This window comes from Nesterenkonia aurantiaca (assembly GCF_004364585.1).
In the GTDB taxonomy this organism is placed as follows: Bacteria; Actinomycetota; Actinomycetes; order Actinomycetales; family Micrococcaceae; genus Nesterenkonia; species Nesterenkonia aurantiaca.
Genome location: NZ_SOAN01000013.1, coordinates 15,415 through 40,980 on the forward strand (window position 1 = coordinate 15,415; position 25,566 = coordinate 40,980).

Annotated in this window: 19 protein-coding genes; 9 read left to right on the forward strand and 10 right to left on the reverse strand. The window is 65.2% G+C overall.

The features are described 5' to 3' along the window. Nucleotides 1–94: 94 nt before the first annotated feature. The 8 genes from gap to uvrA form a co-directional block, all read right to left on the reverse strand. Nucleotides 95–1,099, reverse strand: a complete 1,005-nt coding sequence (gap, locus tag EV640_RS12915; RefSeq protein WP_133726641.1) for a type I glyceraldehyde-3-phosphate dehydrogenase — start codon at nucleotides 1,097–1,099, stop codon at nucleotides 95–97. Nucleotides 1,100–1,420: 321 nt separating this feature from the next. Then, entirely contained in the window at nucleotides 1,421–2,044 is a 624-nt protein-coding gene (locus EV640_RS12920) for a superoxide dismutase (protein WP_036474729.1), read from the reverse strand. Nucleotides 2,045–2,190: 146 nt separating this feature from the next. Next, a complete protein-coding gene (gene whiA / locus EV640_RS12925) occupies nucleotides 2,191–3,171 on the reverse strand; it encodes a DNA-binding protein WhiA (RefSeq protein WP_133726642.1) in 981 nt (326 codons plus the stop codon). A gap of 68 nt (nucleotides 3,172–3,239) precedes the next feature. Continuing rightward, entirely contained in the window at nucleotides 3,240–4,274 is a 1,035-nt protein-coding gene (locus EV640_RS12930; protein ID WP_133726643.1) for a gluconeogenesis factor YvcK family protein, read from the reverse strand. A gap of 2 nt (nucleotides 4,275–4,276) precedes the next feature. After that, complete coding sequence (gene rapZ / locus EV640_RS12935) at nucleotides 4,277–5,170, reverse strand: RNase adapter RapZ (protein WP_133726644.1); 894 nt, start codon at nucleotides 5,168–5,170, stop codon at nucleotides 4,277–4,279. Nucleotides 5,171–5,239: 69 nt separating this feature from the next. Continuing rightward, the gene (gene uvrC, locus EV640_RS12940; RefSeq protein WP_133726645.1) at nucleotides 5,240–7,294 is read right to left on the reverse strand and encodes an excinuclease ABC subunit UvrC; all 2,055 of its coding nucleotides are present in this window, start codon (nucleotides 7,292–7,294) and stop codon (nucleotides 5,240–5,242) included. Then, the gene (locus tag EV640_RS12945) at nucleotides 7,287–7,997 is read right to left on the reverse strand and encodes a lysophospholipid acyltransferase family protein (protein WP_051501039.1); all 711 of its coding nucleotides are present in this window, start codon (nucleotides 7,995–7,997) and stop codon (nucleotides 7,287–7,289) included. The genes uvrC and EV640_RS12945 overlap by 8 nt, the downstream gene beginning before the upstream one ends. 80 nt (nucleotides 7,998–8,077) lie before the next feature. Next, nucleotides 8,078–10,981 (reverse strand): excinuclease ABC subunit UvrA, encoded by a 2,904-nt coding sequence (gene uvrA, locus EV640_RS12950; protein ID WP_243832332.1) that lies wholly within the window; start codon nucleotides 10,979–10,981, stop codon nucleotides 8,078–8,080. Between the two features lie 298 nt (nucleotides 10,982–11,279). On the opposite strand from uvrA, the gene EV640_RS12955 reads away from it, so the two are divergent. The 4 genes from EV640_RS12955 to EV640_RS12970 are packed head-to-tail and all read left to right on the forward strand — an operon-like array spanning nucleotide 11,280 to nucleotide 16,850. Continuing rightward, the gene (locus EV640_RS12955; RefSeq protein ID WP_166645926.1) at nucleotides 11,280–12,116 is read left to right on the forward strand and encodes an HAD hydrolase-like protein; all 837 of its coding nucleotides are present in this window, start codon (nucleotides 11,280–11,282) and stop codon (nucleotides 12,114–12,116) included. A 5-nt stretch (nucleotides 12,117–12,121) separates the two neighbouring features. Next, the gene (locus tag EV640_RS12960) at nucleotides 12,122–12,820 is read left to right on the forward strand and encodes an MBL fold metallo-hydrolase (RefSeq protein ID WP_133726647.1); all 699 of its coding nucleotides are present in this window, start codon (nucleotides 12,122–12,124) and stop codon (nucleotides 12,818–12,820) included. Continuing rightward, nucleotides 12,799–15,486, forward strand: a complete 2,688-nt coding sequence (locus tag EV640_RS12965; protein WP_133726648.1) for a DEAD/DEAH box helicase — start codon at nucleotides 12,799–12,801, stop codon at nucleotides 15,484–15,486. The genes EV640_RS12960 and EV640_RS12965 overlap by 22 nt, the downstream gene beginning before the upstream one ends. Further along, entirely contained in the window at nucleotides 15,483–16,850 is a 1,368-nt protein-coding gene (locus tag EV640_RS12970; protein WP_133726649.1) for an alpha/beta fold hydrolase, read from the forward strand. The genes EV640_RS12965 and EV640_RS12970 overlap by 4 nt, the downstream gene beginning before the upstream one ends. Nucleotides 16,851–16,931: 81 nt before the next feature. On the opposite strand, the gene EV640_RS12975 is transcribed toward EV640_RS12970, so the two are convergent. Beyond that, nucleotides 16,932–18,134 (reverse strand): TerC family protein, encoded by a 1,203-nt coding sequence (locus EV640_RS12975; protein WP_133726650.1) that lies wholly within the window; start codon nucleotides 18,132–18,134, stop codon nucleotides 16,932–16,934. 179 nt (nucleotides 18,135–18,313) lie between these two features. Beyond that, entirely contained in the window at nucleotides 18,314–19,195 is an 882-nt protein-coding gene (gene rfbA / locus EV640_RS12980; protein WP_133726651.1) for a glucose-1-phosphate thymidylyltransferase RfbA, read from the reverse strand. Between the two features lie 112 nt (nucleotides 19,196–19,307). Between rfbA and rfbB the strand changes: the two genes are divergently transcribed. From rfbB to EV640_RS13005, 5 genes are all read left to right on the forward strand, one after another. Continuing rightward, on the forward strand, nucleotides 19,308–20,306 hold the full coding sequence (gene rfbB, locus EV640_RS12985) for a dTDP-glucose 4,6-dehydratase (RefSeq protein WP_133726652.1): 999 nt from the start codon (nucleotides 19,308–19,310) through the stop codon (nucleotides 20,304–20,306). A 32-nt stretch (nucleotides 20,307–20,338) separates the two neighbouring features. Beyond that, complete coding sequence (locus tag EV640_RS12990; RefSeq protein ID WP_133726653.1) at nucleotides 20,339–21,751, forward strand: sugar nucleotide-binding protein; 1,413 nt, start codon at nucleotides 20,339–20,341, stop codon at nucleotides 21,749–21,751. A 415-nt stretch (nucleotides 21,752–22,166) separates the two neighbouring features. Next, nucleotides 22,167–22,979 (forward strand): glycosyltransferase, encoded by an 813-nt coding sequence (locus tag EV640_RS12995; RefSeq protein ID WP_166645927.1) that lies wholly within the window; start codon nucleotides 22,167–22,169, stop codon nucleotides 22,977–22,979. Further along, on the forward strand, nucleotides 22,972–23,946 hold the full coding sequence (locus EV640_RS13000; RefSeq protein ID WP_133726655.1) for a glycosyltransferase: 975 nt from the start codon (nucleotides 22,972–22,974) through the stop codon (nucleotides 23,944–23,946). The genes EV640_RS12995 and EV640_RS13000 overlap by 8 nt, the downstream gene beginning before the upstream one ends. Further along, nucleotides 23,943–25,430: an O-antigen ligase family protein gene (locus tag EV640_RS13005; RefSeq protein ID WP_133726656.1), complete on the forward strand. Its 1,488-nt coding sequence runs from the start codon at nucleotides 23,943–23,945 to the stop codon at nucleotides 25,428–25,430. Before EV640_RS13000 ends, EV640_RS13005 begins: the two co-directional genes overlap by 4 nt. The last annotated feature ends 136 nt before the right edge of the window (nucleotides 25,431–25,566 follow it).

Sequence of the window (25,566 nt, forward strand, 5' to 3'; positions counted from 1 at the left end):
CCGCACGCGCCGTGCCGGCCGGTGCCTCACGGCAGAGGCCCCGGTCCCGACGAGGATTCGTCGAGCCGGGGCCCTTGCTGTCATGCGAGCTGGATCAGCCGCCGACGTGTGCGGTCATGTCCACCAGGCGGGAGGAGTAGCCGTACTCGTTGTCGTACCAGCCGAAGACCTTCACGGTCTTGCCGATGACCTTGGTCAGCGGGGCGTCGAAGATCGTGGAGTGCGGGTCCCCGACGATGTCGGAGGAGACCAGCGGATCCTCGTTGTAGGCCAGGATGCCCTTGAGCGGGCCCTCGGCGGCCTTCTTGAAGGCGGCGTTGACCTGCTCGGCGGTCACGCCCTCCTTCTCGATGGCCACGGTGAGGTCGGTGCCGGACCCGGTGATGACCGGGACGCGCAGGGCGTAGCCGTCGAGCTTGCCGTCCACCTCGGGGATGACCGCACCGATGGCGGCGGCCGCACCGGTGGAGGTCGGGACCATGTTCACTGCGGCGGCGCGGGCGCGACGGGGATCGCCGTGCGGGGCGTCGTGCAGGCGCTGGTCGCCGGTGTAGGCGTGGACCGTGGTCATCAGGCCCTCGACGAGACCGAACTCGTCGTTGAGCACCTTGACCATGGGAGCCAGGCAGTTGGTGGTGCAGGAGGCGTTGGAGACCACGGTGTGGTTCTCGCGGTCATAGGTGTTCTCGTTGATGCCCATGACCAGGGTCGCGTCGACGCCCTTGCCCGGTGCCGAGACGATGACCTTCTTGGCGCCGGCTTCGAGGTGCTTGCCGGCGGTCTCCTTGGTGGTGAAGAAGCCGGTGCACTCGAGCACGACGTCCACGCCGAGCTCGCCCCAGGGCAGGTTCGCCGGGTCCTTGTCGGAGAAGAGCTTGATCCGGCGGTCACCGGCGACGAGGGTGTCGCCGTCCAGGGAGACCGGTGCCGGGAAGCGACCCATGACGGAGTCGTACTTGGTCAGGTTCACCAGCTGGGCGGGGTCGGTGAGGTCGTTGATCGCCACGAGCTCGAGGTCGGTGCGGCCGGTGTTCTCCAGCACGCGCAGCACGTTGCGGCCGATACGTCCAAAACCATTGATCGCGATTTTTGTCGCCATGAGGTTCCTCTCTTGAGCATGGGACCGCAGTTCCTGCGGGCCTTGGAGCCGTTCTTGCGCAGTCCGCCCTGGCGCTTGGAAACCAGGGAAAAAGGCCCTTAGACACACGTTGGGGATCAGCAGCTCGACCGTAGTCGAACCGCTGACCCCCAACAACATCGTTGTCCATCAGGCTGTCTGCAGAACGTGATTTTCAGTTTTCTTGTACATCATTCAACCATGTCGCCCGGGCTGGCCCCAACATTGAGGGGCCGGTTCTCCCTGGGCGGACTACCGGTCCCGCAAGGGTCCGGGAGTCTCAGCGCCTGAGCGCCGGGAAGCTCAGGGAGTGAGCAGCTTGGCGGCGCCCGTGCGGGCGGCCTCCAGACGTGCGGCGACGTCGGTCCAGTTGATGATGTTCCAGAACGCCTTCACGTAGTCGGGCTTGACGTTCTGGTAGTCCAGGTAGAAGGCGTGCTCCCACATGTCCAGCATCAGCAGCGGGATGGTGCCCACGGGCACGCCGTTCTGCTGGTCGTAGAACTGCTCGATGACCACGTTGCCGCCGATGGGCTCGTAGGCAAGGATCGCCCAGCCGGAGCCCTGGATGGTCAGCGCGGCGGAGGTGAACTGGGCCTGGAAGGCCTCGAAGGAGCCGAAGTACTCGTCGATGGCGGCTGCCAGCTCGCCCTCGGGCCGCTCCTGGCCCTCCGGGGAGAGGTTCTTCCAGAAGATCGAGTGGTTGGTGTGTCCGCCGAGGTTGAACTGCAGGTCCTTGAGCAGCTTTGGAGTCGTGGCGTAGTCGCCCTTCTCACGAGCCTCGGCCAGCTTCTCCAGCGCGGTGTTCGCGCCGGTGACGTAGGTCTGGTGGTGCTTGGAGTGGTGCAGCTCCATGATGCGGGCCGAGATGTGCGGCTCGAGCGCGGAGTAGTCGTAGTCCAATTCAGGAAGCGTGAAGTCAGTCAAAATGTCCTCCTAGACACGGGGATTCGTCGAGGCCAGCTGCACCTCGGCTCGGTCCTCATCCTATGCGGTGAGTTCCACACCAGAAAGAGGGATGACGCCCGTGACGTGCAGTGTTCACCACAGGAGAAACTCCTGCGGGCCGCAGCTCAGCTCTCGAGCATGTCCGGGGTGACGCTGGACTCGGTGCCGGGGATCTTCAGCTCGGAGGCCTGCTTGTCCGCCATGGCCAGCAGCCGGCGGATCCGCCCGGCGATGGCGTCCTTGGTCATCGGCGGGTCCGCGAGCCGGCCCAGCTCGTCCAGCGAGGCCTGCTTATGCGCCAGTCGGAGCTCTCCGGCGTACTTCAGATGCGGCGGGGCGTCCTTGCCGAGGATCTCCAGGGCGCGCTGCACCCGGGCGCCGGCGGCGACGGCGGCCTGGGCCGAGCGGCGCAGGTTGGCGTCGTCGAAGTTGGCCAGCCGGTTGGCGGTGGCGCGGACCTCTTTGCGCATCCGGCGCTCCTCCCAGACCAGCAGGGTCTGATGCGCCCCCATCAGGGTGAGCAGCTTCGCGATGGAGTCCCCGTCGCGGATGACGACGCGGTCCACGCTGCGCACCTCGCGGGCCTTGGCCGGGATGCCGAGCCGGCGCGCGGAGCCGACCAGGGCCAGCGCCGCCTCGGGGCCGGGGCAGGTGACCTCCAGGGAGGAGGAGCGTCCGGGTTCGGTGAGCGAGCCGTGAGCCAGGAAGGCGCCGCGCCAGGCGGAGACCGCATCGGCCATGGACCCGTTGACCACGACGGAGGGCAGGCCGCGCACCGGGCGGCCGCGGGCGTCGAGCAGCCCGGTCTGGCGGGCCAGCGCCTCGCCGTCGCGGACCACACGCACCACGTAGCGGGAGCCGCGCTTGAGTCCGTTGCCGGAGACCACGATGACCTCGGGGTTGTGTCCGTAGACCTCGGTGACGGTGGTCTTGAGCCGTCGCGCCGTGGCGGCATGGTCCAGCTCGGCCTCGATCACGATCCGACCAGAGATGATGTGCAGTCCCCCGGCGAAGCGGAGCATGGCCGAGACCTCGGCCTTGCGCTCGGATGTGGTCTTGACGTGTTGGCGGGAGAGCTCTTCTTTGACCGACTCGGTCAGCGCCATATGTGTTGTCCTCTGGTCTTCGTCTGATGCAGCTCGGTCATCGTACCCAATACCCCGGGGGCTCCGGCTCAGTCGCTGAAGACCTCGCTGAAGGCGATGGCCAGCCGCAGCGGGTCGTGGACCTCGGGCTGCCCCGCCTTGGCGACGTCGTGATAGCGCACCTCAGCGCCGAGCAGCTCGGCCGCCTGGGCGAACTCCGCGCGCTCCTGGACCGGCACCGAGGTGGGATCCGCGATGATGCGGTGAACGTGCATTCCTGGGGCGTAGTGATGTAGGACTCGCAGGTGTTCGGCGGGACTCATGCCCGCCGTCTCGTCGGTGTGCGGTGTGAGGTTCATCACGATACACCGCCGGGCCTCGGTCTCATAGAGCGCGTCCCGGAGCTGCGGCAGCAGCAGATGCGGCAGCACCGAGGTGTACCAGGAGCCAGGACCTAACACCACCCAGTCACTGAGCTCGATGGCGGTGAGCGCCTCGGCGCAGGCCGCGGCCTCGGCCGGGTGCAGCGCGACGTCGCGCAGCCGCCCGAGGCTCCCGGCCTTGGCCAGGGCGACCTGGGAGGAGAGCCGATCCCCGCTGTTGGCCGGCGGCTCGAACCCGTCCGGGCCCTGCAGGGGTTCCACGACGCCGGACATGGTCAGCGGCTGCCGGGACATCGGCAGCACCTGGCCGCGGGCGCCGAGCAGCGTCCCGGCCCAGCGCAGACCCTCCACGGAGTCGCCGATGAGCTCCCAGAGCGCGACGATGAGCAGGTTGCCCATCGCATGGTCATCCAGGCTGCCGGTGACCCCCTCGCGGGAGCGGAACCGGTGCTGCATCACCTGGGCCCAGGTGCGGCCCCATTCGGTGTCGTCGCACAGCGCGGCCAGCGCCATCCGCAGGTCCCCGGGGGGCAGCACGTCCATGTCTTCGCGCAGGCGGCCGGAGGAGCCGCCGTCGTCGGCCACGGTGACGATGGCGGTCAGGTGCTCAGCGGCGATGACCCGCAGAGCGGAGAGCGTGACGGAGAGCCCGTGGCCCCCGCCCAGGGCGGAGACCCGGAACGAGCCGCGGGAGGAGCCGCGAGAGGAGCCGCCCGCGGGCGGCGGACCGATCTGGGTCACGACTACTCACGTCCCAGATCACGGTGGATGGTGTTCACCGTGACGTTGGGCAGCTGGCCCAGCCGGCGGGCCAGCTCTTCGGAGACCGCCACGGAGCGGTGCTTGCCGCCGGTGCAGCCCACCGAGATGTTGGCGTAGTGCTTGTTCTCCCGCCGGTAGCCCTCGATCACCGGGCGCAGCGATTCCACGTAGTTCTTCAGGAAGTCTCCGGTGCCCTCATTGCCCAGCACGTACTCGCTGACCTGGGCGTCCAGGCCGGTGTAGGGGCGCAGCTCGGGCACCCAGTGCGGGTTGGGGATGAAGCGCATATCGGCGATGAAGTTGGCATCGGCGGGGACCCCGTATTTGAAGCCGAAGCTCATCACGTTGAGCCGGAGCTGGACCGGGCCGTCCGCGTTGAAGATCTCGGTGATCTCCTTGGCCAGGCCGTGGACATTGAGGTCGGTGGTGTCGAGCACGATCTCCGCGGCGGCCTTGACCTCCTTGAGCAGATCGCGCTCGGCGGTGATCCCGTCGAGGATCCGGCCCGAGCCCTGCAGCGGGTGCGGGCGGCGGCCCTGCTCGAAGCGGCGGACCAGCAGCGCGTCGGAGGAGTCCAGGAACAGCATCCGGTAGGTCACCCCGGTGGCCTTGAGCTGCTGGAGGGCGCCGAGCATGTCGGAGAACAGCGCGCGGGTGCGCACGTCGATCACCACGGCGAGCTTCTCCATGGATCCGGGGTGCCGGGAGATGATGTCGATCATCGTGGTGATCAGCTCCGGCGGGAGACCTTCCACCACGTACCAGCCCAGGTCCTCCAGGGCGTGGGCGGCCGTGGTGCGGCCGGCACCGGACATGCCGGTGACAATCAACAGTTCGTTCTCGGGCGGCTTCACCGGGGTCAGACCAACATCCATGTCTCAGAGCTTATCTGCCCGGTATGACAAGGGTGAAGCTCTGGTTCAGGCCGGGGTTCAGACCGGAGTTCAGACTGGGTCTTTCGCCGCCGCACCGGCGGGTTCCGGCGCCGGCGCGGCGGCCTCGGCGCGCAGATGATCCAGGATCTTGGTCGCGGTGTCGCGGCCCAGGCCAGGGACCTCGATGATCTCCTCCAGGGTGGCCTTCTTCAGGTTCGCCACCGAGCCGAAGTGCGCGACGACGGCGGCGCGGCGGGCCGGCCCCAGGCCCGGCACCTCATCGAGCGCCGAGGCGGTCATCGCCTTGGACCGCTTGGAGCGGTGGTAGGCGATGGCGAAGCGGTGGGCCTCGTCGCGGATCCGCTGCAGCATGTAGAGCGCCTCGGAGGAGCGCGGGAGCACCAGCGGGAAGTCGTCCCCGGGCAGCCAGACCTCCTCGAGCCGCTTGGCCAGTCCGACGACGGGCAGGTCGGTGATCCCGAGGTCATCCAGCGCCTGCCGGGCCACGTTGACCTGCGGCTGGCCGCCGTCGACCACGACCAGGCTGGGCGGGTAGGCGAAGCGTTCGGCCTCACGCTCGACCACGGTGGAGTCCTTGGTCTCCCCCGCCGCGAGTTCTGCAGCCTCGGTCACCGGAGCCTCAGTCACTGCAGCCTCAGCCCCCACACCCTCAGCAAGCTCGGGCACTGCGGCCTCGGACCGGGCCTGGTCCTTCAGGTGCCGGGCGAAGCGGCGGCTGATCACGTCGTACATCGCCGAGGTGTCATCCCGGGCGGCGTCGCCCTTGACCGAGAACCGCCGGTAGTCGCGCTTCTTGGCGAGCCCGTCCTCGAGCACCACCATCGAGGCGACCACGTTGGTGCCGGAGGTGTGCGAGATGTCGAAGCATTCGATGCGCAGCAGCGGCTCGGCCGCGCCGAGCGCCTCCTGCAGGTCGCGCAGCGCCGCCGAGCGGGTGGTGATGTCGGAGTTGCGCCGGGCCTTGTGCAGCGCCAGCGCCTGGGAGGCGTTCTCCTGCACGGTGCCCAGCAGGGCGGCCTTGTCCCCGCGCTGGGGCACGCGCAGGCTGATCTGCGCCCGGCCCTCACCGGAGTCGCTGCGCAGCTGGCGCAGCCAGGCGGTCATCTCCTCGGCGTTGTCCGGCAGCGCCGGGACCAACACCTCGGGCGGGATACGTTCGGTGTCCGCCATGGAGCCGTAGACCTGCATCAGCAGCTGCTCGACCATCGCGCCGGCGTCGGTGTCCTCGACCTTCTCCACCACCCAGCCGCGCTGGCCGCGGATCCGGCCCTGCCGGACGTGGAAGACCTGGGCGGCGGCCTCGAGCTCATCCTCGGCGAAGGCGAAGATATCGGCCTCGGTGTCCTCGGAGAGCACCACGGAGTTGCGTTCGAACACCCGGCGGATGGCTTCGAGGTCGTCGCGGTGCCGGCCGGCGTCCTCATAGCGCAGCTCGGCCACAGCGGCCTTCATCTCGTTCTCGATCCGGCGCACCTGTGGGCCGGGGCGCCCGGCCATCACCTCGCAGAACTCCTCGGCGAGCTTCCGGTGGTCCTCCTCGCTGATCTCCCCGACGCAGGGCGCGGCGCATTTGCCGATATAGCCCAGCAGGCAGGGTCGGCCGGAGGCCTTGGCGCGCTTGAACACCCCGGCGGAGCAGCTGCGCACCGGGAAGACCCGCAGCATGGTGTCCACGGTCTCGCGGATCGCCTTGGCCGGGTAGAACGGGCCGAAGTACTTCACTCCGGGCTTCTTGTCCCCCCGCATCACCTGGACCCGCGGGTACTTCTCGTTCATGGTGACCGCGAGGTAGGGGTAGGACTTGTCGTCGCGGTACATGATGTTGAACCGCGGGGTGTGCTGCTTGATCCAGGTGTATTCCAGCTGGATCGCTTCCAGCTCGGAGCCGACCACGGTCCATTCCACGCTGGAGGCGGCGTGGACCATGGCGTAGGTCTTCGGGTGCAGCGTGGCAACCCGGGCGAAGTAGGAGTTCAGCCGGGCGCGCAAGTTCTTGGCCTTGCCGACATAGACCACACGGCCATGCGGGTCGATGAAGCGGTAGACCCCGGGGGTGGTGGGGATCTCTCCGGTGCGCGGGCGGTAGGTGGTGGGGTCAGCCATCGGCCTCGGCGGGCGGCGCGTTGTACCGGGCCACCCGTTCCTGGCCGCTGAGCGCGGCGATGGCGTCCATGATCTGCTCGGTGGCGGCCCGGCGGGCGGGCAGCGGGTGCTTCTTGCCCAGCTGCTCGAACTGCAGCGGCTCCCCCACGTGCATCTCGAACTTGGTGGGCCGGATCATCCGGGAGTCCGGCTTCTGCAGCGCCTCGGTGCCGCGCAGCCCGACCGGGACGATGGGCAGACCGGTGGCCACCGCGAGCCAGCCGACGCCGTTCTTGCCGCGGTAGAGCCGGCCGTCGCGGCTGCGGGTGCCCTCGGGGTAGATTCCGACGCCGTGGCCGGCCTGGGCGATCGAGCCCAGCTCGAAGAGCGCCTCCACCGAGGCGGACTGGCGCTGCCGCTCCACCGGGACCGAGCCCACGGATTCGAAGAACAGCTTCATGGCGCGGCCCTTCACCCCGGTCTGGTTGAAGTACTCGGCCTTGGCGAAGAAGCTCACGGTGCGTGGGAACAGCGCCTGGATCAGCACGGAGTCCAGGAAGGACAGGTGGTTCGACGCGACGATGAACCCGCCCTCGGCCGGGGTGTTCTCCAAACCGGTGATCACCGGGCGGCAGGAGAGCTTCACGGCGATCTCGAAGGTCTTGCGGACGGCATCATTGGTGGCGACCCGCTCGGAACCCTGCGCCTCGGGGGTGGTGCTCACCTGATGTGCCTCCGCTTACTCGCTGATCAGCGTCGTTGTCCTGCGTGATGACGTGGGTGCCGGTCTGTGAACTGGCCCACTCACTTTAGCAGTGCGGCAAGGAATGCGCCCGTGTGGGAGCCGGTCTTCTCCGCCGTGGCGGCGACCTTCTCCGGGGTGCCCTGCGCGACGACGAGCCCGCCGCCGCTGCCGCCCTCGGGCCCGAGGTCGATCACCCAGTCCGAGGACTTGATCACGTCGAGGTTGTGCTCGATGGTGATCACGCTGTTGCCCTTCTCCACCAGTCCCTGGAGCACCTGGAGCAGCTTGCGGATGTCTTCGAAGTGCAGCCCGGTGGTGGGCTCGTCCAGCACATACACGCTGCGCCCGTTGGAGCGGCGCTGCAGCTCGGAGGCGAGCTTCACCCGCTGGGCCTCACCGCCGGAGAGCGTGGTGGCGGACTGGCCGAGCCGCACATAGCCCAGGCCGACCTCGACCAGGGTGTTGAGGTGCCGGGCGATCGGGGCGAAGGCTGCGAAGAACTCCGCGGCCTCCTCGATCGGCATGTCGAGGACCTCGGCGATGTTCTTGTTCTTGTACTTCACCTCGAGGGTCTCGCGGTTGTACCGGGCACCGTGGCAGACCTCGCAGGGCACGTAGACGTCGGGCAGGAAGTTCATCTCGATCTTCAGCGTGCCGTCGCCGGAACAGGATTCGCAGCGGCCGCCCTTGATGTTGAAGGAGAACCTGCCCGGCTGGTAGCCGCGGGTCTTGGACTCCGGGGCCTGGGCGAAGAGCTTGCGGACGTGGTCGAAGACCCCGGTGTAGGTGGCCGGGTTGGAGCGCGGGGTGCGCCCGATCGGTGACTGGTCCACATGGATCACCTTGTCCAGGTGATCGTCGATCCCGTCGATCCGGCGGTGCCGACCGGGGACCTGCTTGGCGCCGTTGAGCTTGTTCGCCAGGGACTTGTAGAGGATCTCGTTGATCAGCGTGGACTTGCCCGACCCGGAGACCCCGGTGACCGAGAGGAAGATCCCCAGCGGGATCTCCACCGAGACCTTGTCCAGGTTGTTCTCCTGGGCCTCGATGACCTTGAGCATCCGGGTCTTGTCCACCGGGCGGCGGTTGGTCGGGACCGGGATGCTGCGCCGTCCGGAGAGGTAGTCGCCGGTGATCGAGTGGGTGTTCTCGCGCAGGCCCTGGACGGAGCCGGAGTGCACGATCTCGCCGCCGCGCTCACCGGCGCCGGGGCCGATGTCCACGATCCAGTCGGCCTCGGCGATGGTGTCCTCGTCGTGCTCCACCACGATCAGGGTGTTGCCGAGGTCGCGCAGCCGGGTGAGGGTCTGGATCAGCCGGGCGTTGTCGCGCTGGTGCAGCCCGATGGAGGGCTCGTCCAGGACGTAGAGCACCCCGACCAGGCCGGAGCCGATCTGGGTGGCGAGCCGGATCCGCTGGGCCTCGCCGCCGGAGAGCGTGCCGGCGGCGCGCTCCAGGTTCAGGTAGCTCAGGCCGACGTCGAGCAGGAAGTTCAGCCGGGCCAGGATCTCTTTGAGCACCTGGTCGGCGATGGCGGCGTCACGGCTGGAGAGCTCCACGGTGGAGAAGAACTCGGCGCACTTGTCCAGCGGGAGCCGGGCGATCTCCGCGATGGAGGCGCCTTGGACGGTGACCGCGAGCGCGGCCGGGTTCAGCCGCTGGCCGTTGCAGGCCGGGCAGGGGACCTGGCGCATGTACTGCGCGTAGCGGTCCCGGGCGTTGTCGGACTCCACCTCGAGGTGCTTGCGCGAGATGTAGGAGAGCACGCCTTCGAAACCGGTGGAGTAGGTGCGTTCCCGACCGAAGCGGTTGCGGTACTGCACCACGACCTTGTGGTTGCGCCCGTGCAGCAGCGCCTTCTGCGCCTTCTTGGGCAGGTCCTTCCAGGGGGTGCGCACCGAGAAGTCCAGTTCCTTGGACAGCGCGGTGATCAGCCGGAGCCAGTAGTCCTTGGACGCCTTGCCCAGCGCCCAGGGCGCGATGGCGCCGCCTTCGAGGGAGAGCGTGTCATCGGGGATGACCAGGTCGATGTCCACCTCGAGGCTGGAGCCGATGCCGGAGCAGACCTCGCAGGCGCCGAAGGGGTTGTTGAAGGAGAAGGAGCGCGGCTCGATCTCGTCCAGCGCGAGCGGGTGCTCGTTCGGGCAGGCCAGGTTCTCGGAGAAGGGCCGCTGCTTGGGGCCCTTCAGGCCTTCGGGCACCCGATCGTTGGTGGGTTCGCCGTCCTCGTCGAGGTCGACCAGGTCGATGACCAGGCGCCCGTCGGCGAGCTTCAGGGCGGTCTCCACCGAGTCGGTGAGCCGCTGGCGCATGCCCTCGCGGATCACCAGGCGGTCGATGACCACCTCGATCTGATGCTTATAGGTCTTCTCCAGCGTGGGCGGCTCGCTGAGCTGGATGATCTCCCCGTCGACGATGGCGCGGGAGAAGCCCTCGGAGGCGAGGTCGCGGAACAGGTCCTTGAACTCGCCCTTGCGGCCGCGGACCACCGGGGCCAGCACCTGGAACCGGGTCTTCTCGGGGAATCCCAGGACCTGGTCGACGATCTGCTGCGGGGTCTGGCGTTCGATCTTCTCCCCGCAGGTGGGGCAGTGCGGGATCCCGATCCGGGCCCAGAGCAGGCGCAGGTAGTCGTGGATCTCGGTGACCGTGCCCACGGTGGAGCGGGGGTTCTTGGAGGTGGACTTCTGATCGATGGAGACCGCCGGGGAGAGGCCTTCGATGAAGTCGATGTCGGGCTTGTCCACCCGGCCGAGGAACTGGCGGGCGTAGGCGGAGAGCGATTCGACATAGCGGCGCTGGCCCTCGGCGAAGATCGTGTCGAACGCGAGCGAGGACTTGCCGGAGCCGGAGAGGCCGGTGAACACGATGAACGAGTTGCGCGGCAGCTCGACGGTGACGTCCTTGAGGTTGTGCTCGCGCGCCCCCTGGACCACGATCCGGTCGGCCTCGGCACGGCCGATCGTGCCGTTGGCGGCGGACTTCTCTCGCGCACCCTCGGCGTAATAGTCGTCGACGGATTCGATGATGGCTGTTTCGGCGGCTCGTTCTGACACGTCGTTCAGTGTAGAACCCCTGACGGGTTCGAACAAACGTTCGAAGCGAGAGCGGGGTGGGTGCCGCCGTTTCGTCGAGGGGCTGATTCTCCGGGCATCTCATGCGGTTCTCGGGCCCAACTGTTCGGAGAATCCGCCCCTCAACGCAGGGTGGCGTTCATCACGACGACGCCGGCGCCACACCGGCCCGTGTCAGAATGACGCGGTGAACTCTGACTCCCCCACCGCATCCGCCGCCGTCCGCCCCGCCGAGAGCGCCGTGGCAGCACCCGATACCCGGGCGGTGCTCTTCGATCTCGACGGCACCCTGGTGGATCCGGCGGGAGCGATCACCCTGGGCATCGTGCATGCACTGAACGTCCACGGCATCGAGATCCCGGACCAGGAGGTGCTGGACTCCTTCGTGGGCCCGCCGCTGGCCACCTCGCTGGCCAGCCTGCCCGGGGTCACCGAGACACTGATCCCCTCCATCGTGGAGGAGTACCGGCAGCGCTACCTGGCCGAGGGAATGGCGGCCAGCCGGGTATACCCCGGGATCGAGAAGCTGCTGGGCACGCTCAACACGGCCGGCGTGGTCTGCGCGGTGGCCACCTCCAAGCCCACCGGTCTGGCCGAGCGGCTGCTGGAGATCCAGGGCATCCGCGAGCACTTCGCCGCGGTGCACGGCTCCCCGGAGGACGAGTCGATCCCGCACGCCGGGAAGGGCCCGATCCTGGGCGCCGCACTGGAAGCTATCGGCCTGGACCCCGCAGCCGGTCCGCTCGCGGAGACCTCCCCCGAGGCCTCGGTGGTCATGGTCGGTGACCGGATCTTCGACGTGGACGGCGCCGCAGACCACGGACTGCGCTGCATCGGGGTGCGCTGGGGCTACGCCCCGGCCGGAGAGCTGGAAGCCGCCGGCGCGTACCCGATCGTCAGCACCGCCGAGCACCTCGAAGACGCGCTGGCTTCCGCCGGAATCCTGAACCCCACCCCGCAGAAGGCCCACGCCCCCGGGTCCGTCCGCTTCGTGGCCCCGCGGAGTCGCCAGACCATAGACTGACCCCTATGGCCTCTGACAGTTCTCTGCTCTACGATCTCCCTGCGATCACGCTGCGCCGCATCTCGGTCTCCGAGATGAGCAACAACGTGTATCTGCTCACCGCCAAGAAGTCGGGGGTCCAGGTGCTGATCGATGCCGCCGACGACGCCGGGGCCATCCGGGGCCTGCTCGCTGAAGCCGCCCAGGACACGCCCTGCCCGCTGGAGCTCTCCGCGGTGCTCACCACGCACTCGCACTGGGATCACATCCGGGCCCTGGAGGAGCTGCTCGGCTCCCCCGCCAGCGGATCCGGCGCCGGAATCTCCTCCCGCCCGGAATCCGCGGCGGGTGCCGAGGACGCCGGCACCATCGAGGCCGAGAAGAACGTCACCATTGACCGGCGGCTGAGCCACGGCGAGAGCCTGTCCTATGACGGCATCGCGCTCAACGTGATCCACCTGCGCGGCCACACCCCCGGGTCCGTGGCCTTCGTCTACCGGGTGGAAGACGGCCCCACGCATATCTTCACCGGAGACTCGCTCTTCCCCGGCGGGGTCGGCAAGACCTGGGGGAAAGAGGACTTCAGCTCCCTCATCGATGACGTGGAGGCTCGGCTCTTCGCCGAGTACGAGGATGACACGATCATCCACCCGGGCCACGGTGACCCCACCACGCTGGGCGCGGAACGTGCCTCGCTCCCCGCATGGCGGGAACGCGGCTGGTGAGCGCGGTGACCGCCCTCAGCCCGTCCAAGCGGCTGCACAAGCTGGAAAGCTCCGCCGAGACCGCAGGCCCCGCCGAGCCGGAGGAGCTCTATGCGGCCTTCGAATCCTGGACCCAGGCGCAGGGGCTCACGCTCTACCCTGCCCAGCAGGACGCCATCCTGGAGCTGGCCGACGGCCAGCACGTGATCATGGCCACCCCCACCGGCTCCGGCAAGTCCCTGGTGGCCACCGCCGCGCACTTCTTCGCGCTCTCCCGCGGGGAGCGCAGCGTCTACACCGCCCCGATCAAGGCGCTGGTCTCGGAGAAGTTCTTCTCCCTGGTGGAGATCTTCGGGGCCGAGAACGTCGGCATGGTCACCGGTGACTCCTCGGTCAACGCGGCAGCACCGATCGTGTGCTGCACCGCGGAGATCCTCGCCAATGAGGCGCTGCGCGACGGCCGCGACGCGAACGTCGGCCCGGTGATCATGGACGAGTTCCACTTCTACGCCGATCCGCAGCGCGGCTGGGCCTGGCAGGTCCCGCTGCTGGAGCTCACCGGACGTGCCGAACCGGGCACCGCGGGCCGCGGCGCCGCCGGAAGCCGGGCGCAGTTCCTGCTGATGTCCGCCACCCTCGGGGACACCTCCCGGTTCGAGGCCCGGCTCAGCGAAGGGACCGGACGCGACGTCGTCACTGTCTCCAGCGCCGAGCGCCCGGTGCCGCTGAGCTACGAGTACTCCACCACCGCGCTGCAGACCAAGCTCGAGGAGCTGGTCAGCACACATCAGGCCCCGGTCTATGTGGTGCACTTCTCGCAGCGGGAGGCGGCCGAGCGCGCCGTCGGTCTGGCCTCGCTCAATGTGGTCTCCAAGGAGGAGCGCGAGCTGATCCGGGTGAAGCTGGAGACCTTCCGCTTCGCCAAGGGCTTCGGCAAGACGCTGAACCGGCTGCTGCGCGCCGGGATCGGGGTCCACCACGCGGGCATGCTGCCCAAGTACCGCCGGCTGGTGGAGCAGCTCGCCCAGCAGGGTCTGCTGAAGGTCATCTGCGGCACCGACACCCTCGGCGTCGGGATCAACGTGCCGATCCGCACGGTGCTGCTGACCGCGCTGAGCAAGTATGACGGCACCCGCACCCGGCAGCTCAACGCCCGTGAGTTCCATCAGATCGCCGGTCGCGCCGGCCGGGCCGGGTATGACACCCACGGCACCGTGGTGGTCCAGGCGCCGGAGCACGTGATCGAGAACAACGCGTCCATCGAGAAGGCCCGCGCCAAGCACGGCGATGATGAGAAGAAGGTCTCGCAGGCGATCCGCTCGGCCGGGAAGAAGAAGCCCCGCGAGGGCTTCGTCTCCTGGAGCGACAAGACCTTCGAGCGGATCATCGCCGCGACCCCGGAGCCGATGGTCTCCCGGATGAAGGTCAGCTACTCGATGATGCTGCACCTGCTGGAACGGCCGGAGGACCCGATCCGGGCGATGCGCCGGATGATCCTGGCCGCGGATGAGACCCCGGCCCGGAAGGCCCAGCTGCAGCGCCAAGCGCTGCAGATCCTGCGCGAGCTGCTCACCGCCGGGGTGCTGGAGCGTCTGGAACGCCCCGATGAAGACGGCCGCACCGTGGACCTGACGCTGGACCTGCAGGACAACTTCGCGCTGAACCAGCCGCTGGCCCCCTTCGCCGTGGCCGCGGTGGAGCTGCTGGACACCGAGTCCGAGTCCTACGCCCACGACGTGATCAGCGTGATCGAGTCCATCCTGGAGACCCCGCACCAGATCACCGGCGCGCAGGTGAAGCAGCTGAAGTCGGAGAAGATCGGCGAGCTCAAGGCCGAGGGGGTGGACTATGTGGACCGGATGCGGATCCTCGACGAGCTCACCCACCCGCAGCCGCTCGCCGAGCTGCTGACCCAGCAGTTCGAGATCTACCGGACCGGAGCGCCCTGGGTCTCGGACCACGCGCTGCAGCCGAAATCGGTGGTCCGGGACATGCTCGAGCGCGCCTTCGATTTCACCACGATGGTCAATCACTACCAGATCGCCCGCTCCGAGGGGGTGTTGCTGCGCTACCTCAGCGACGCCTATAAGGCGCTGAAGCAGACGGTCCCGGAGAACCGGCTCACCGAGGAGCTCGAGGACCTGCTGGCCTGGCTGGGCGAAGTGGTGCGGCAGACCGACAGCTCGCTGCTGGAGGAATGGGAGCGGCTGCAGGCCGGCGATGACCCGGAGAAGCTGGCCGAGCTCGCCGCCATGGAGGCCGACATCTCCGCGCTGGACCACCCGGATCGGGTCACGTCCAATCCGCGGGCCTTCAAGGTCATGGTGCGCAACGCGCTGTTCCTGCGCGCGGAACTCTTCGCGCAGGAGAAGGAGGCGAAGCTGGCAGAGCTCGACGCCGAGCACGGCTGGGACAAGGACCGCTGGGGCCAGGCGCTGGACGGCTACTTCAACGCCTACGAGGACCTCTACACCGATGCGCAGTCCCGCGGGCCGTCCCTGGTCCGGATCGAGGTGGCCCCGAAGGACACTCCGGACCCGGAGCGCCGGTATTGGCGGGCCGTGCAGGTCTTGGATGACCCGGAAGGCCACCACGACTGGGGCATCCACGCCTGGATCGACCTCACCGCCTCGGATGAGACCGGGGCGCCCGTGGTGATCATGGACCGGGTCGGCGAACTGGGGTGAGGCCCGCCCGGACCGAGACCGCCGGCACCCGGTCCACGCTGATCGACGGCACCCAGATCACCGATCATCGGCTCGGTGTGCCGCTGGACCACCAGGTGCCGCGGGACCACCAGGCCCCGCTGGATCACGCGGCGGCCGAGGGCGAAACGATCAGCCTCTACGCCCGAGAGTTCGTCGCCGCAGAGGCCGTCCGGCAGGGTCGGGAGCACGTGGAGTCACTTCCGTGGCTGCTGTTCCTGCAGGGTGGGCCCGGCGGGAAGGGCAGCCGTCCGGCGAAGCTCGGCGGGTGGATGAGCGAGGCCGGAGCCGCCTTCCGGATCCTGATGCTGGATCAGCGCGGCACCGGACTCTCCGCGCCGCTCACCCGGGACTCCCTCGCCGCCAAGGGCGACCCGGCTGCCCAGGCCGCACATATGCGCCATTTCCGCGCCGATTCGATCGTCAAGGATGCGGAGGCGTTCCGGCGTGCGCTGGGCCTGAGGTCCTGGAGCGTGCTGGGGCAGAGCTTCGGCGGGTTCGCCACACTGAGCTACCTCTCCTTCGCTCCGGAGTCCCTGGACCGGGCGTTGATCACCGGAGGGCTGGCCCCGCTGCAGGGCCACGCGGACCGGGTCTATCGCGCCACCTACCCCAAGATGCGGGCGCGGAACTATGAGCACTTCGCCCGGTTCCCGCAGGACCGCGAGATCCTCGATGCGGTCTTCGCGCACCTGCGCGCCCACCAGGTGGCACTGCTCGACGGCTCTGCGCTGACCCCCGCCCGACTCCAGCTGGTGGGGATGCTGTTGGGCGGCAACACCCGAGCCGACTCGCTGCACTACTTGCTCCAGGAGGCGTTCACCGGTCCGGACCAGACCGCGCTCTCAGACACGTTCCTGGCCACCGTGGGGCAGCAGCTCTCCTTCGCGGGGAACCCGATGTACGCGGTGATGCATGAGTCCATCTACGGCCAGCCCGCGGAGCTGACCGAAGGGCGGGCCGCCACCGGCTGGGCGGCGCAGCGAGTGGGTGCTGAGTTCCCCGAGTTCGACGCCGCGGGCGCCTCTCCCCTGCTGCTGGGCGAGATGATCCTGCGCGAGCACCTGCTCCTGGACCCGACCCTCCACGACCTGGTGGAGGTCGCGGATCTGCTGGCCGCAGTCGAGGACTGGGAGCCGCTCTATGACCTGACGCAGCTGCGCCGCAACCGGGTCCCCACCGCCGCGGCGCTCTACACCGATGACGTGTATGTCGCGCGGGAGCTCTCCTGGGAGACCGCGGACCTGGTCGGCGGGATCAGCGTGTGGGAGACCTCCGAGTTTCACCACGACGGCCTGGGCGACGACGGCGCCCGGGTCTTCGCTGAGCTGCTGAAACGCACCTGAGCGACACGCAGGTGGCCAGGCCCGGCTGACGTCACGTCAGCGGGCCCGGCCAGTGTGCGTGGCAGGCCTCGGAACCGAGGCTCAGCGGACGCCGGAGCGCAGCCCGCGCGCCTTCTCCAGCAGAGCGAGGTACTGGCCACGGTGCTCGATCAGGTCCGCCTGGTACTTCTCCGGGACCTTCGCGACCTTCGCGGCCCAGTAGTCGTACTTCTCTGCGGTGTGGATCAGATTGAACTCACGGTCCTCGGGGGCCTTCTCGGAGAGGTCCACGTAGCGCTGGGAGTACTTCTCGGCGTTCTGGATGGCCCGCAGCGCCCGGCCCTTGGGGGCCAGCAGGGAGGAGACCACGGTGAAGATCAGCACGCCCACGATCACCAGCAGCGAGAAGCCGGTCTCGATCTCCACCACGGAGACGTCTTCGCCATCGTTGATGAAGAACAGGTTGTTCTCGTGCAGGGCGTGGATCATCAGCTTGACGCCGATGAAGCCCAGGATGAGGGCCAGGCCGTAGGAGAGGTAGATGAGCCGGTCCAGCAGGCCGTCGATGAGGAAGTAGAGCTGACGCAGACCCATCAGGGAGAACGCGGTGGCGGCAAAGACGATGAACGGCTCCTGGGTGAGCCCGTAGATGGCCGGGATCGAGTCCACCGCAAAGAGCAGGTCGGTGCCGCCGATGGCGAGCATCACCAGCAGCATGGGAGTGAACATACGCTTGCCGTTCACCGTGGTGGTGATCTTGTCCCCGTGGTATTCCTCGGTGGTGTTCAGATGCTTGCGGGCGAAGCGGATGAAGAAGTTGTTCGCCTCGTCTCCCCCGGTGTCCCCGGCGAGCTCCTTCTTGAGCAGCTGGCCCGCGGTCATCAGCAGGATGATGCCGAAGAGGTAGAAGACATCGCTCCAGAGGTTGATCAGCCCGGCGCCGATGAAGATGAACCCGCTGCGCGCGATCAGCGCGAACACGATGCCGAAGAGCAGCACCTTCTGCTGGTATTCGCGAGGCACATTGAAGCTGCCGATGATGACCAGGAAGACGAACAGGTTGTCCACCGAGAGCGCCTTCTCGGTGACGTAGCCGGCGTAGTACTCGGTGGCCATCTCCGGGTGGCCCAGGGCGAAGAAGCCGAGCCCGAACAGCAACGCGACACCCACGTAGAAGGCGGACCAGAGGGCGGCCTCTTTGATGGTGGGGGTGTGGGCTTTGCGCACGTGGAAGACGAAGTCAAAGAGCAGCAGGCCGATGATCAGCGCCAGCGTGACGGTCCAGATCAGGGGGGAGATCTCCATGGAGGAGCCTTTCGCGACAGAGGGTACAGCGATGTCATCGCGAGTCTCTCCGCCTGGATCCAGGCCTCTGTGTCCGGCGAGGCGACGATGCCCCACGTGCTGACGAGCACAGTGTTAGGGATACTGCCCCACGCTTGGATGATGATACACCTAGCGGTCGCCACCACAGCGACCAGGTGTCAGAAGGTCGGCCCGTCAGCACGCTCGATCAGATACTGTCCATAATCGGTCTTTTTCAGCGCTTCTCCTGCGGCCCGCAACTGGTCACGAGTCAGCCAGCCCTGTTGCCATCCGATCTCTTCCAAGCAGGCGATCTTGAGCCCCTGCCGGTGCTCGACCGTTTGAACGTACTGCCCCGCCTCGATCAGGCTGTCGTGCGTACCGGTGTCCAGCCAGGCGAACCCTCGCCCAAGGCGTTCCACGGTGAGTTCGCCTCGCTCCAGGTAGGCATTGTTGACGCTGGTGATTTCAAGCTCTCCCCGAGCGGAGGGCTCCACACCTTTAGCAATCTCAACCACGTCATTGTCGTAGAAGTACAGCCCTGTCACCGCGTAGGGCGACTTGGGTGAGGTGGGCTTCTCTTCGATCGACAAGGCCCGACCATGCTGATCGAACTCGACAACACCGAAGCGCTCCGGGTCCTTGACGAGGTACCCGAAAACTGTGGCGCCGGATTTCCGGGCGGAAGCTCGACTCAGCTGTTCGGAGAAGTGCTGCCCATGGAAGATGTTGTCGCCGAGGACGAGGCAGACCGGGTCGTCTCCGATGAACTCTTCTCCGATGAGAAATGCCTGCGCCAATCCGTCAGGACTCGGCTGCACCGCGTACTCGAGGTGGATTCCAAAATCTTCACCGGTACCGAGCAGCTTCTTGTATTGCGGCATATCTTCGGGAGTCGAGATGATCAAAATCTCACGAATACCCGCCAACATCAGCACCGATATTGGGTGGTAGATCATAGGCTTGTCGTACACCGGCAGAAGCTGCTTCGAAACGCCCCTCGTCACTGGGTGCAGTCGGGTTCCGGAACCTCCCGCGAGTATTATGCCTTTGCGCGTCATGTCGCTTGCTTCCCCCAAAAATTGCTTTCACCACCAACGATCACATGCTACTTCGGTCCGTCGACGATGTGTTGGACCTAGAACCCTCCTCAAGCACCTTAGGGTGGATAACATGAGCACACTATTGGTCACCGGCGGTGCCGGATTCATAGGTTCGAGCTTCGTCCACTACGTCGTAAATCACACCAGTCATCGCGTGGTCGTCCTCGATAAGCTCACCTATGCAAGTTCAGAGTCCTCACTTCAGGATCTGCCCTCTGATCGGGTTGAATTGGTTGTCGGGGACATCAATGACGCCAGTCTCGTAGGAGACCTCGTAGCTACGGCGGATGCAGTGGTCCACTATGCTGCCGAGACACACAATGACAACTCATTGATTGACCCCTCGCCCTTCCTCCAAACCAACGTCGTAGGGACGTACACGCTGCTTGAGGCGGCGCGACTCCATGGGACCCGCTTCCACCACATCTCCACCGACGAGGTCTACGGGGACTTGCCTCTTGATGATCCCGCTAAGTTCACGGCGGAGACGCCGTACAACCCGTCGTCACCGTACTCCTCCACCAAAGCTGGCTCGGACTTATTGGTGCGCGCGTGGGTCAGGTCATTCGGGCTGGAAGCGACCATCTCAAACTGCTCCAACAACTATGGACCACGGCAACACGTCGAGAAGTTCATCCCCCGTCAGATCACCAACATCATCGACGACGTGCGCCCTCGGCTCTACGGCCAAGGGAAAAATGTCCGTGACTGGATCCACGCTGACGACCACTCTTCTGCAGTCCTCAGAATCCTCGAGCACGGGAACACGGGCGAGACATATCTCATCGGCGCAGACGGTGAAAAGAGCAATATGGAGGTCATCCGAGCCATCCTCTCCGAAATGGGAGAGGACGCCGATGCCTACGACCATGTTGCGGACCGTCCAGGACATGACCTTCGGTATGCGATCGATGCCAGCAAACTTCGAGATGAGCTCGCCTGGAGGCCGGAGTTTACTGACTTCGAAGCAGGCCTCAGGGACACGATCGAGTGGTATCGCAACAACGAATCCTGGTGGCGAGAGCAGAAAGCTGCCGCAGAGGCCAAGTACGCGAACACAGGCCATTGACCCCGCCAGAGCTGAACGGAAGCGTCCACGACATGACTCAATCGCCCACGCCTAAGACCCTGTCCGTCCGAGAGACCCCCATCCCCGGCTTCAAGGTGATCGACCTTCCACTCCACGGAGACAATCGGGGTTGGTTCAAGGAGAATTGGCAGCGTCAGAAGATGCTCGCTCTCGGTCTTCCAGACTTTGGCCCAGTCCAGAACAACATCTCCTTCAACGCCTCACTAGGAGTCACCCGAGGCATTCACGGCGAGCCGTGGGACAAGTACATTTCCGTGGCCACGGGCCGCGTTTTCGGCGCTTGGGTTGACTTGAGGGAGGGCGACTCATTCGGAGCAACCTACTGGTGCGAAATCGATCCATCCGTGGCAGTCTTCGTTCCGCGCGGCGTCGGCAATGCTTTCCAAGCTCTGGAAGAGAACACTGCCTACACATATCTCGTCAATGACCATTGGTCAGCGGAGGCGCAGAGCGAGTACACCTTCCTGAACCTGGCAGACGAGACAGCCTCCATTCCGTGGCCATTGGACCTGGACGATGGTGAACTGTCCCAGAAGGACCTCGCCCATCCAAGACTCGAGAACGTCACACCGATGCCCCCTCTCAAGACACTGGTCATCGGCGCAAAGGGTCAACTCGGCCGAGCTTTGACTGAGCTGTGGTCTGGACGAACGGACGTGGAGTTTATCGGGCGCGACGTTGTCGATTTGGCGCGACCGGAGACGCTCGAGGCCATCAACTGGCAGGCTTACCGCACCATCGTGAATGCGGCTGCGTACACAGCTGTGGATGAGGCGGAAACGGCCGTAGGACGCGCTCAAGCTTGGTCCGCAAACGCTGCGGGGCCATCTCATCTGGCGCGACTGGCCTCAGAGCACAACCTGACGTTGGTGCACATCTCCACGGATTACGTCTTCGACGGGACAATTGACGTGCACAGCGAAAACGAGCCCTTCACCCCACTCGGGGTTTACGGCCAGTCCAAAGCCGCAGGTGACCACGCCGTGAGCACAACCCGACGGCACTACATTCTGCGAACGTCATGGGTCATCGGTGAAGGCAAAAATTTTGTACACACTATGGCATCGCTGGCAGACCGGGGAATCAGCCCCTCAGTCGTCGACGACCAATTCGGCAGGCTCACCTTCGCATCGGAGATTGCACGAGCCATTGACCATCTCCTCACGAGTGGCGCGAAATTCGGGACCTATAACGTGACCAACTCTGGAGATGTCGTGAGCTGGTCAGATGTAGCAAAAAGGGTGTTTGAATTGACCGGTCGCGAGTCAACTAGTGTGAAATCGGTCACGACCGCAGACTTTTTCGCGGGGAATGATATGGCCGCCCCACGACCCACGCATAGCGCATTGCACCTCGATAAACTCGAGGCCACGGGTTTCTCCGCGGCAGACCAGTTTGAGATGCTCAACTCGTATCTGTCCTAGTGAGCGTCGCTGGCACACACCTAAGTTCCGCCGATCATACTTCTGTGAGAGCCCTTCTCGACGCTAGTACTCGACGTGGATGGTTCTCGATCCCCCGTCGGCTTGCATTACCAAGTCGAGAAGATCTTAGGTTCACCAGTCACTTCAACTTCGCGCCACTCGTCTGCGTGGGTTACGTTTGAACCACCGTGCCGCAAGGTTCGGTTCGGAGCCCGAAACCTCTACGGCAACCCCCGGCAATTCCCTCAGTAGCAGGCGGGTAATGCCTCCGGATAAAGGAGCAGTATCTTAAATGGAAGTGCTAAATAGCCTTCTACACGGAAAAAAGGCGCTTCTTGTGGCCTCAACCGGTGGCCACCTCGCTCAGCTCCATCGCTTATCGAGATCGGCGGAGCCTGCCTCAGACTCCAAATGGGTGACCTTCGAGAATCCACAGTCAATCTCGCTGCTCGACGGCAAGCGTGTCGAGTATGTCGACTACATTCCACCTCGTGGCTGGAAGCAGATATTCAAAGCGTCTCGGACCATCCGGGGGATTCTCAAAGAAGAAGACTTTGATGTCGTAGTCAGCACTGGGGCGGGTATCGCACTCGCGAGCCATCCGCATCTCGCACTGTCCGGAAGCCGACCCGTCTACATTGAGTCGGTGTCGCGGGTCGAAGGGCCTTCCCTATCTGGACTTATCCTCGAGCGGATGCCAGGCGTGACGAGATTCTCCCAGCACACCTGGGGCCGTACGCGCCGCGGATGGAGGCAGGAGTTCTCGATCCTAGACACTTTCGAACCAGTGGAATCCCAACGTCATCTTGCCGAAGCAAAGCGCTTCTTCGTCACGCTCGGCACGATTCGACCCTACGAATTCGGTGCACTAGTGGAAGCGCTCGACCAACACCTCCCGCCAGATGCGGAAATTGTGTGGCAGACAGGTGTCACTACTGCGCGACCATCGCGCGGTACCGTGTATGAACACCTCGACGGCGCTGCATTTGCGCGGGAGGTCCACGCTGCAGACGTCGTGATCTCACATGCGGGCGTCGGGTCGCTCATCGCTCTTCTCGAGTCCGGTGCCGAGGTTATCGCGGTTCCACGTCGCGCTACACATAATGAGCACGTGGACAGCCATCAGTTGCAGATCGCGAAGGAGTTCGAGCGTCGAGGGCTGTTAAAAGTACTTCAAGTGCCAGAAATAACATCTGAAACACTAGCCGGGGAGCGCGTCCATGAGTGAGGAACACAACCCAACCGTCGTCGTCTCATGGCTCGGGTACCACGGGCGCAGCGCTGCAATCGCAGAGCGCGTAGGAGCGGATGCCGTCTTCATCGAGGAAAAAGGGAACCTTGCCCTTCGCTATCTCCGGCAGTACCGCAAGACCATTCACACCGTTGCCGTCAACAACTACGACACGGTAGTAGTGATGATGCCACCCCTGCCCGCTCTGTTGGCGTGCATCTCCCTCAAGAAGAGTGGGCGGGTGAAGAATGTGATCGCTGATCTCCACACGGGCGTGTTTGAAGATCCCAAATGGCGACGATTCCTACCTTTCACGATGAAGCGAATGCGTGCGAACGATGTAACGGCTGTCGTCACGAATGACTCGCTGGCAGCGCGATGCCGGCAGTTCGGTCTGTCGGAAGTCCTGGAGTTGCACGATCCACTCGGGGACCTAGAAGCGGGCGATCCCGGTAGCTACGCGCTCTTTCCCGTCACGTACGCGAATGACGAGCCAATTGACCAGATAATCGGAGCGGCAAGGTTGGCATCCGACACAACGTTCGTCTTGACCGGTCGGGCTCCTGAGGAACTGAAAAAGCGGGCGCCATCGAATGTAGAGTTCCCCGGATTCGTAAGCCGAGAGCGCTACGAAGAGCTACTTTCTAGCGCTGGTGTCGTCGTCGGTCTGACAAACCGTCCATTTACGATGCAACGCGCAGGCTACGAAGCCATTGAGCGAGGGCTTCCACTCATCACGAGCGATATGGGTGACCTGAGATCCTATTTCGGGGACGCCGCGTTGTACGTCGCTGCTGAGCCGACATCAGGGGAACTCTCGGAACGTGTCACTGAGGCACTTAGGAATCGAAAAGCTCTAGCCGAAAGAATGGAGTTGTTAAAAGATAAAAAGCTCGTCGAACAGGAATCGCGAATTGAACAGCTCCGCGGGCTGATCTCGCAGGGAACGAGTCGCTCGCGGTGACGCGACTCCCGAACCAGCTCGAGGCCATGAAGGGGATAGCGGCGGGTTGGCCGATGGTGATAGCCGCGACAGTCCTGACATTCTGCCTGGTAGTTGCCGCAGGTCCTGCCCTCAGCCTGGGGATCATCCTCGCGCTAGCGGCAGTCTTAACTCTGCTGAGACTGCCGGCAGTTGCGCTCTATGCCACCATGATTCTTGCATTCACTGCATTCCCTTCTGCGGTCCCTACGAACTTCAGTGTCAGCTCGATCAGCTTCGCAGCCTACGAACCTACGCTACTGGTGGCTACGTTCTGGGCAGTGGCCACTCTTCGCCCCCCACAACGCAAAGCCGTGCTTCGGTCCGGCCTTCTTCTCTTCGCAATACTAGCGTTGGGCGTCTCGGTCGGGTTGCTGAGCAACAACCCCTTGGGCGAGATCGTGACTGATGTGCGACCACTTGTCTGGCTCATTTGCGCCGTCATTACCAGCGGTCTCGTCTTTGGGTCCGCCAAAGCGGATCGAGCTATGCGTCTAATACCTTGGATTCTCTGGTTCTCTGCTTCGATGATGGTCCTATCTAGCGCCACAGGCCTTCCCCTCGAAGGGCGCAGCGAGCAGGCAACGCTCTATACAAGTGGCACTTCGAGTGAAGCCACGCGCTTGCTCACCCAAACAAACTTTCTTGCAGTTGCTGTGATCTGCATAGTCGTGGCCCTACTAATCGGTCGACACGCGAAGCTCAGTGTGGCAACTCTGTCTTACCTATTTCCAGCTATCCTCATCGTCACTCTGGGCTTCTCCCGCAATAGCATTCTGGCGATCGGGGTTGCTGTCCTGTTCGCGATAATTGCCAGTCGGAGTGTCAAGGCGTTCGCTACAGCGATGGCGCTCGCGGCAACGCTCGTCTGCGGAGGTCTCTTGCTGAACGCCGCCGCACCGAGTCTTGAGCAGACAAGCGCGGGTCAATGGGTGAATGTCCAGGTGGAAGGATTCCAGAATCGTGTTCTAACCGGTCTTGATCCTACGGTTCAGAGCCGGGACGGGTCGACACAATTCCGTGAAACTGCCGAAGGAGTCTTCCTTCGCCCCGCAATCGCCGATTCTCCAGGGGTGGGGCACGGCTTCGGGTACGCCTACAAAGCCGCACACGGTCCACCAGGGAGCTTCACCGCCGAGCGGGCCCCTTACTACGCGCACAATTACTACTTGTGGTTACTCGTCAAGACGGGTGCTGTGGGACTCATACTTTTCGTCGTAGTGTGCATTTTCCCGGTCGTCCGGTCGCTCGATAGACCACCGGCCAAGCAGCTTGTCCTTGCGGCCACGGTTGCCGGGCTGATGGCGGCTTCATTCGTCGCCCCCATCGCTAATGGCCGTCCAACGTCGACGCTCCTCGGCCTTCTCGTCGGCGCGTTGATAGCTGCAAACGTTGTGCGGTCCTTTCAGACTAAAGAACCCTTGGAGGATCCTGTGGATCGCCAAGCCACATCTAGGTCGGTATAGAGCTCTTGGCTATGATGCTTTTCAGGCTTCTAAGGACCTACGGGTCTGCTGCACCGGTAGGTGACATCTACTCTGGCTTGCCTGCGGGCGGCCTGGAAGGATGTCACAGTGCCCAAGCCCTATCCCTCAGAGTTCC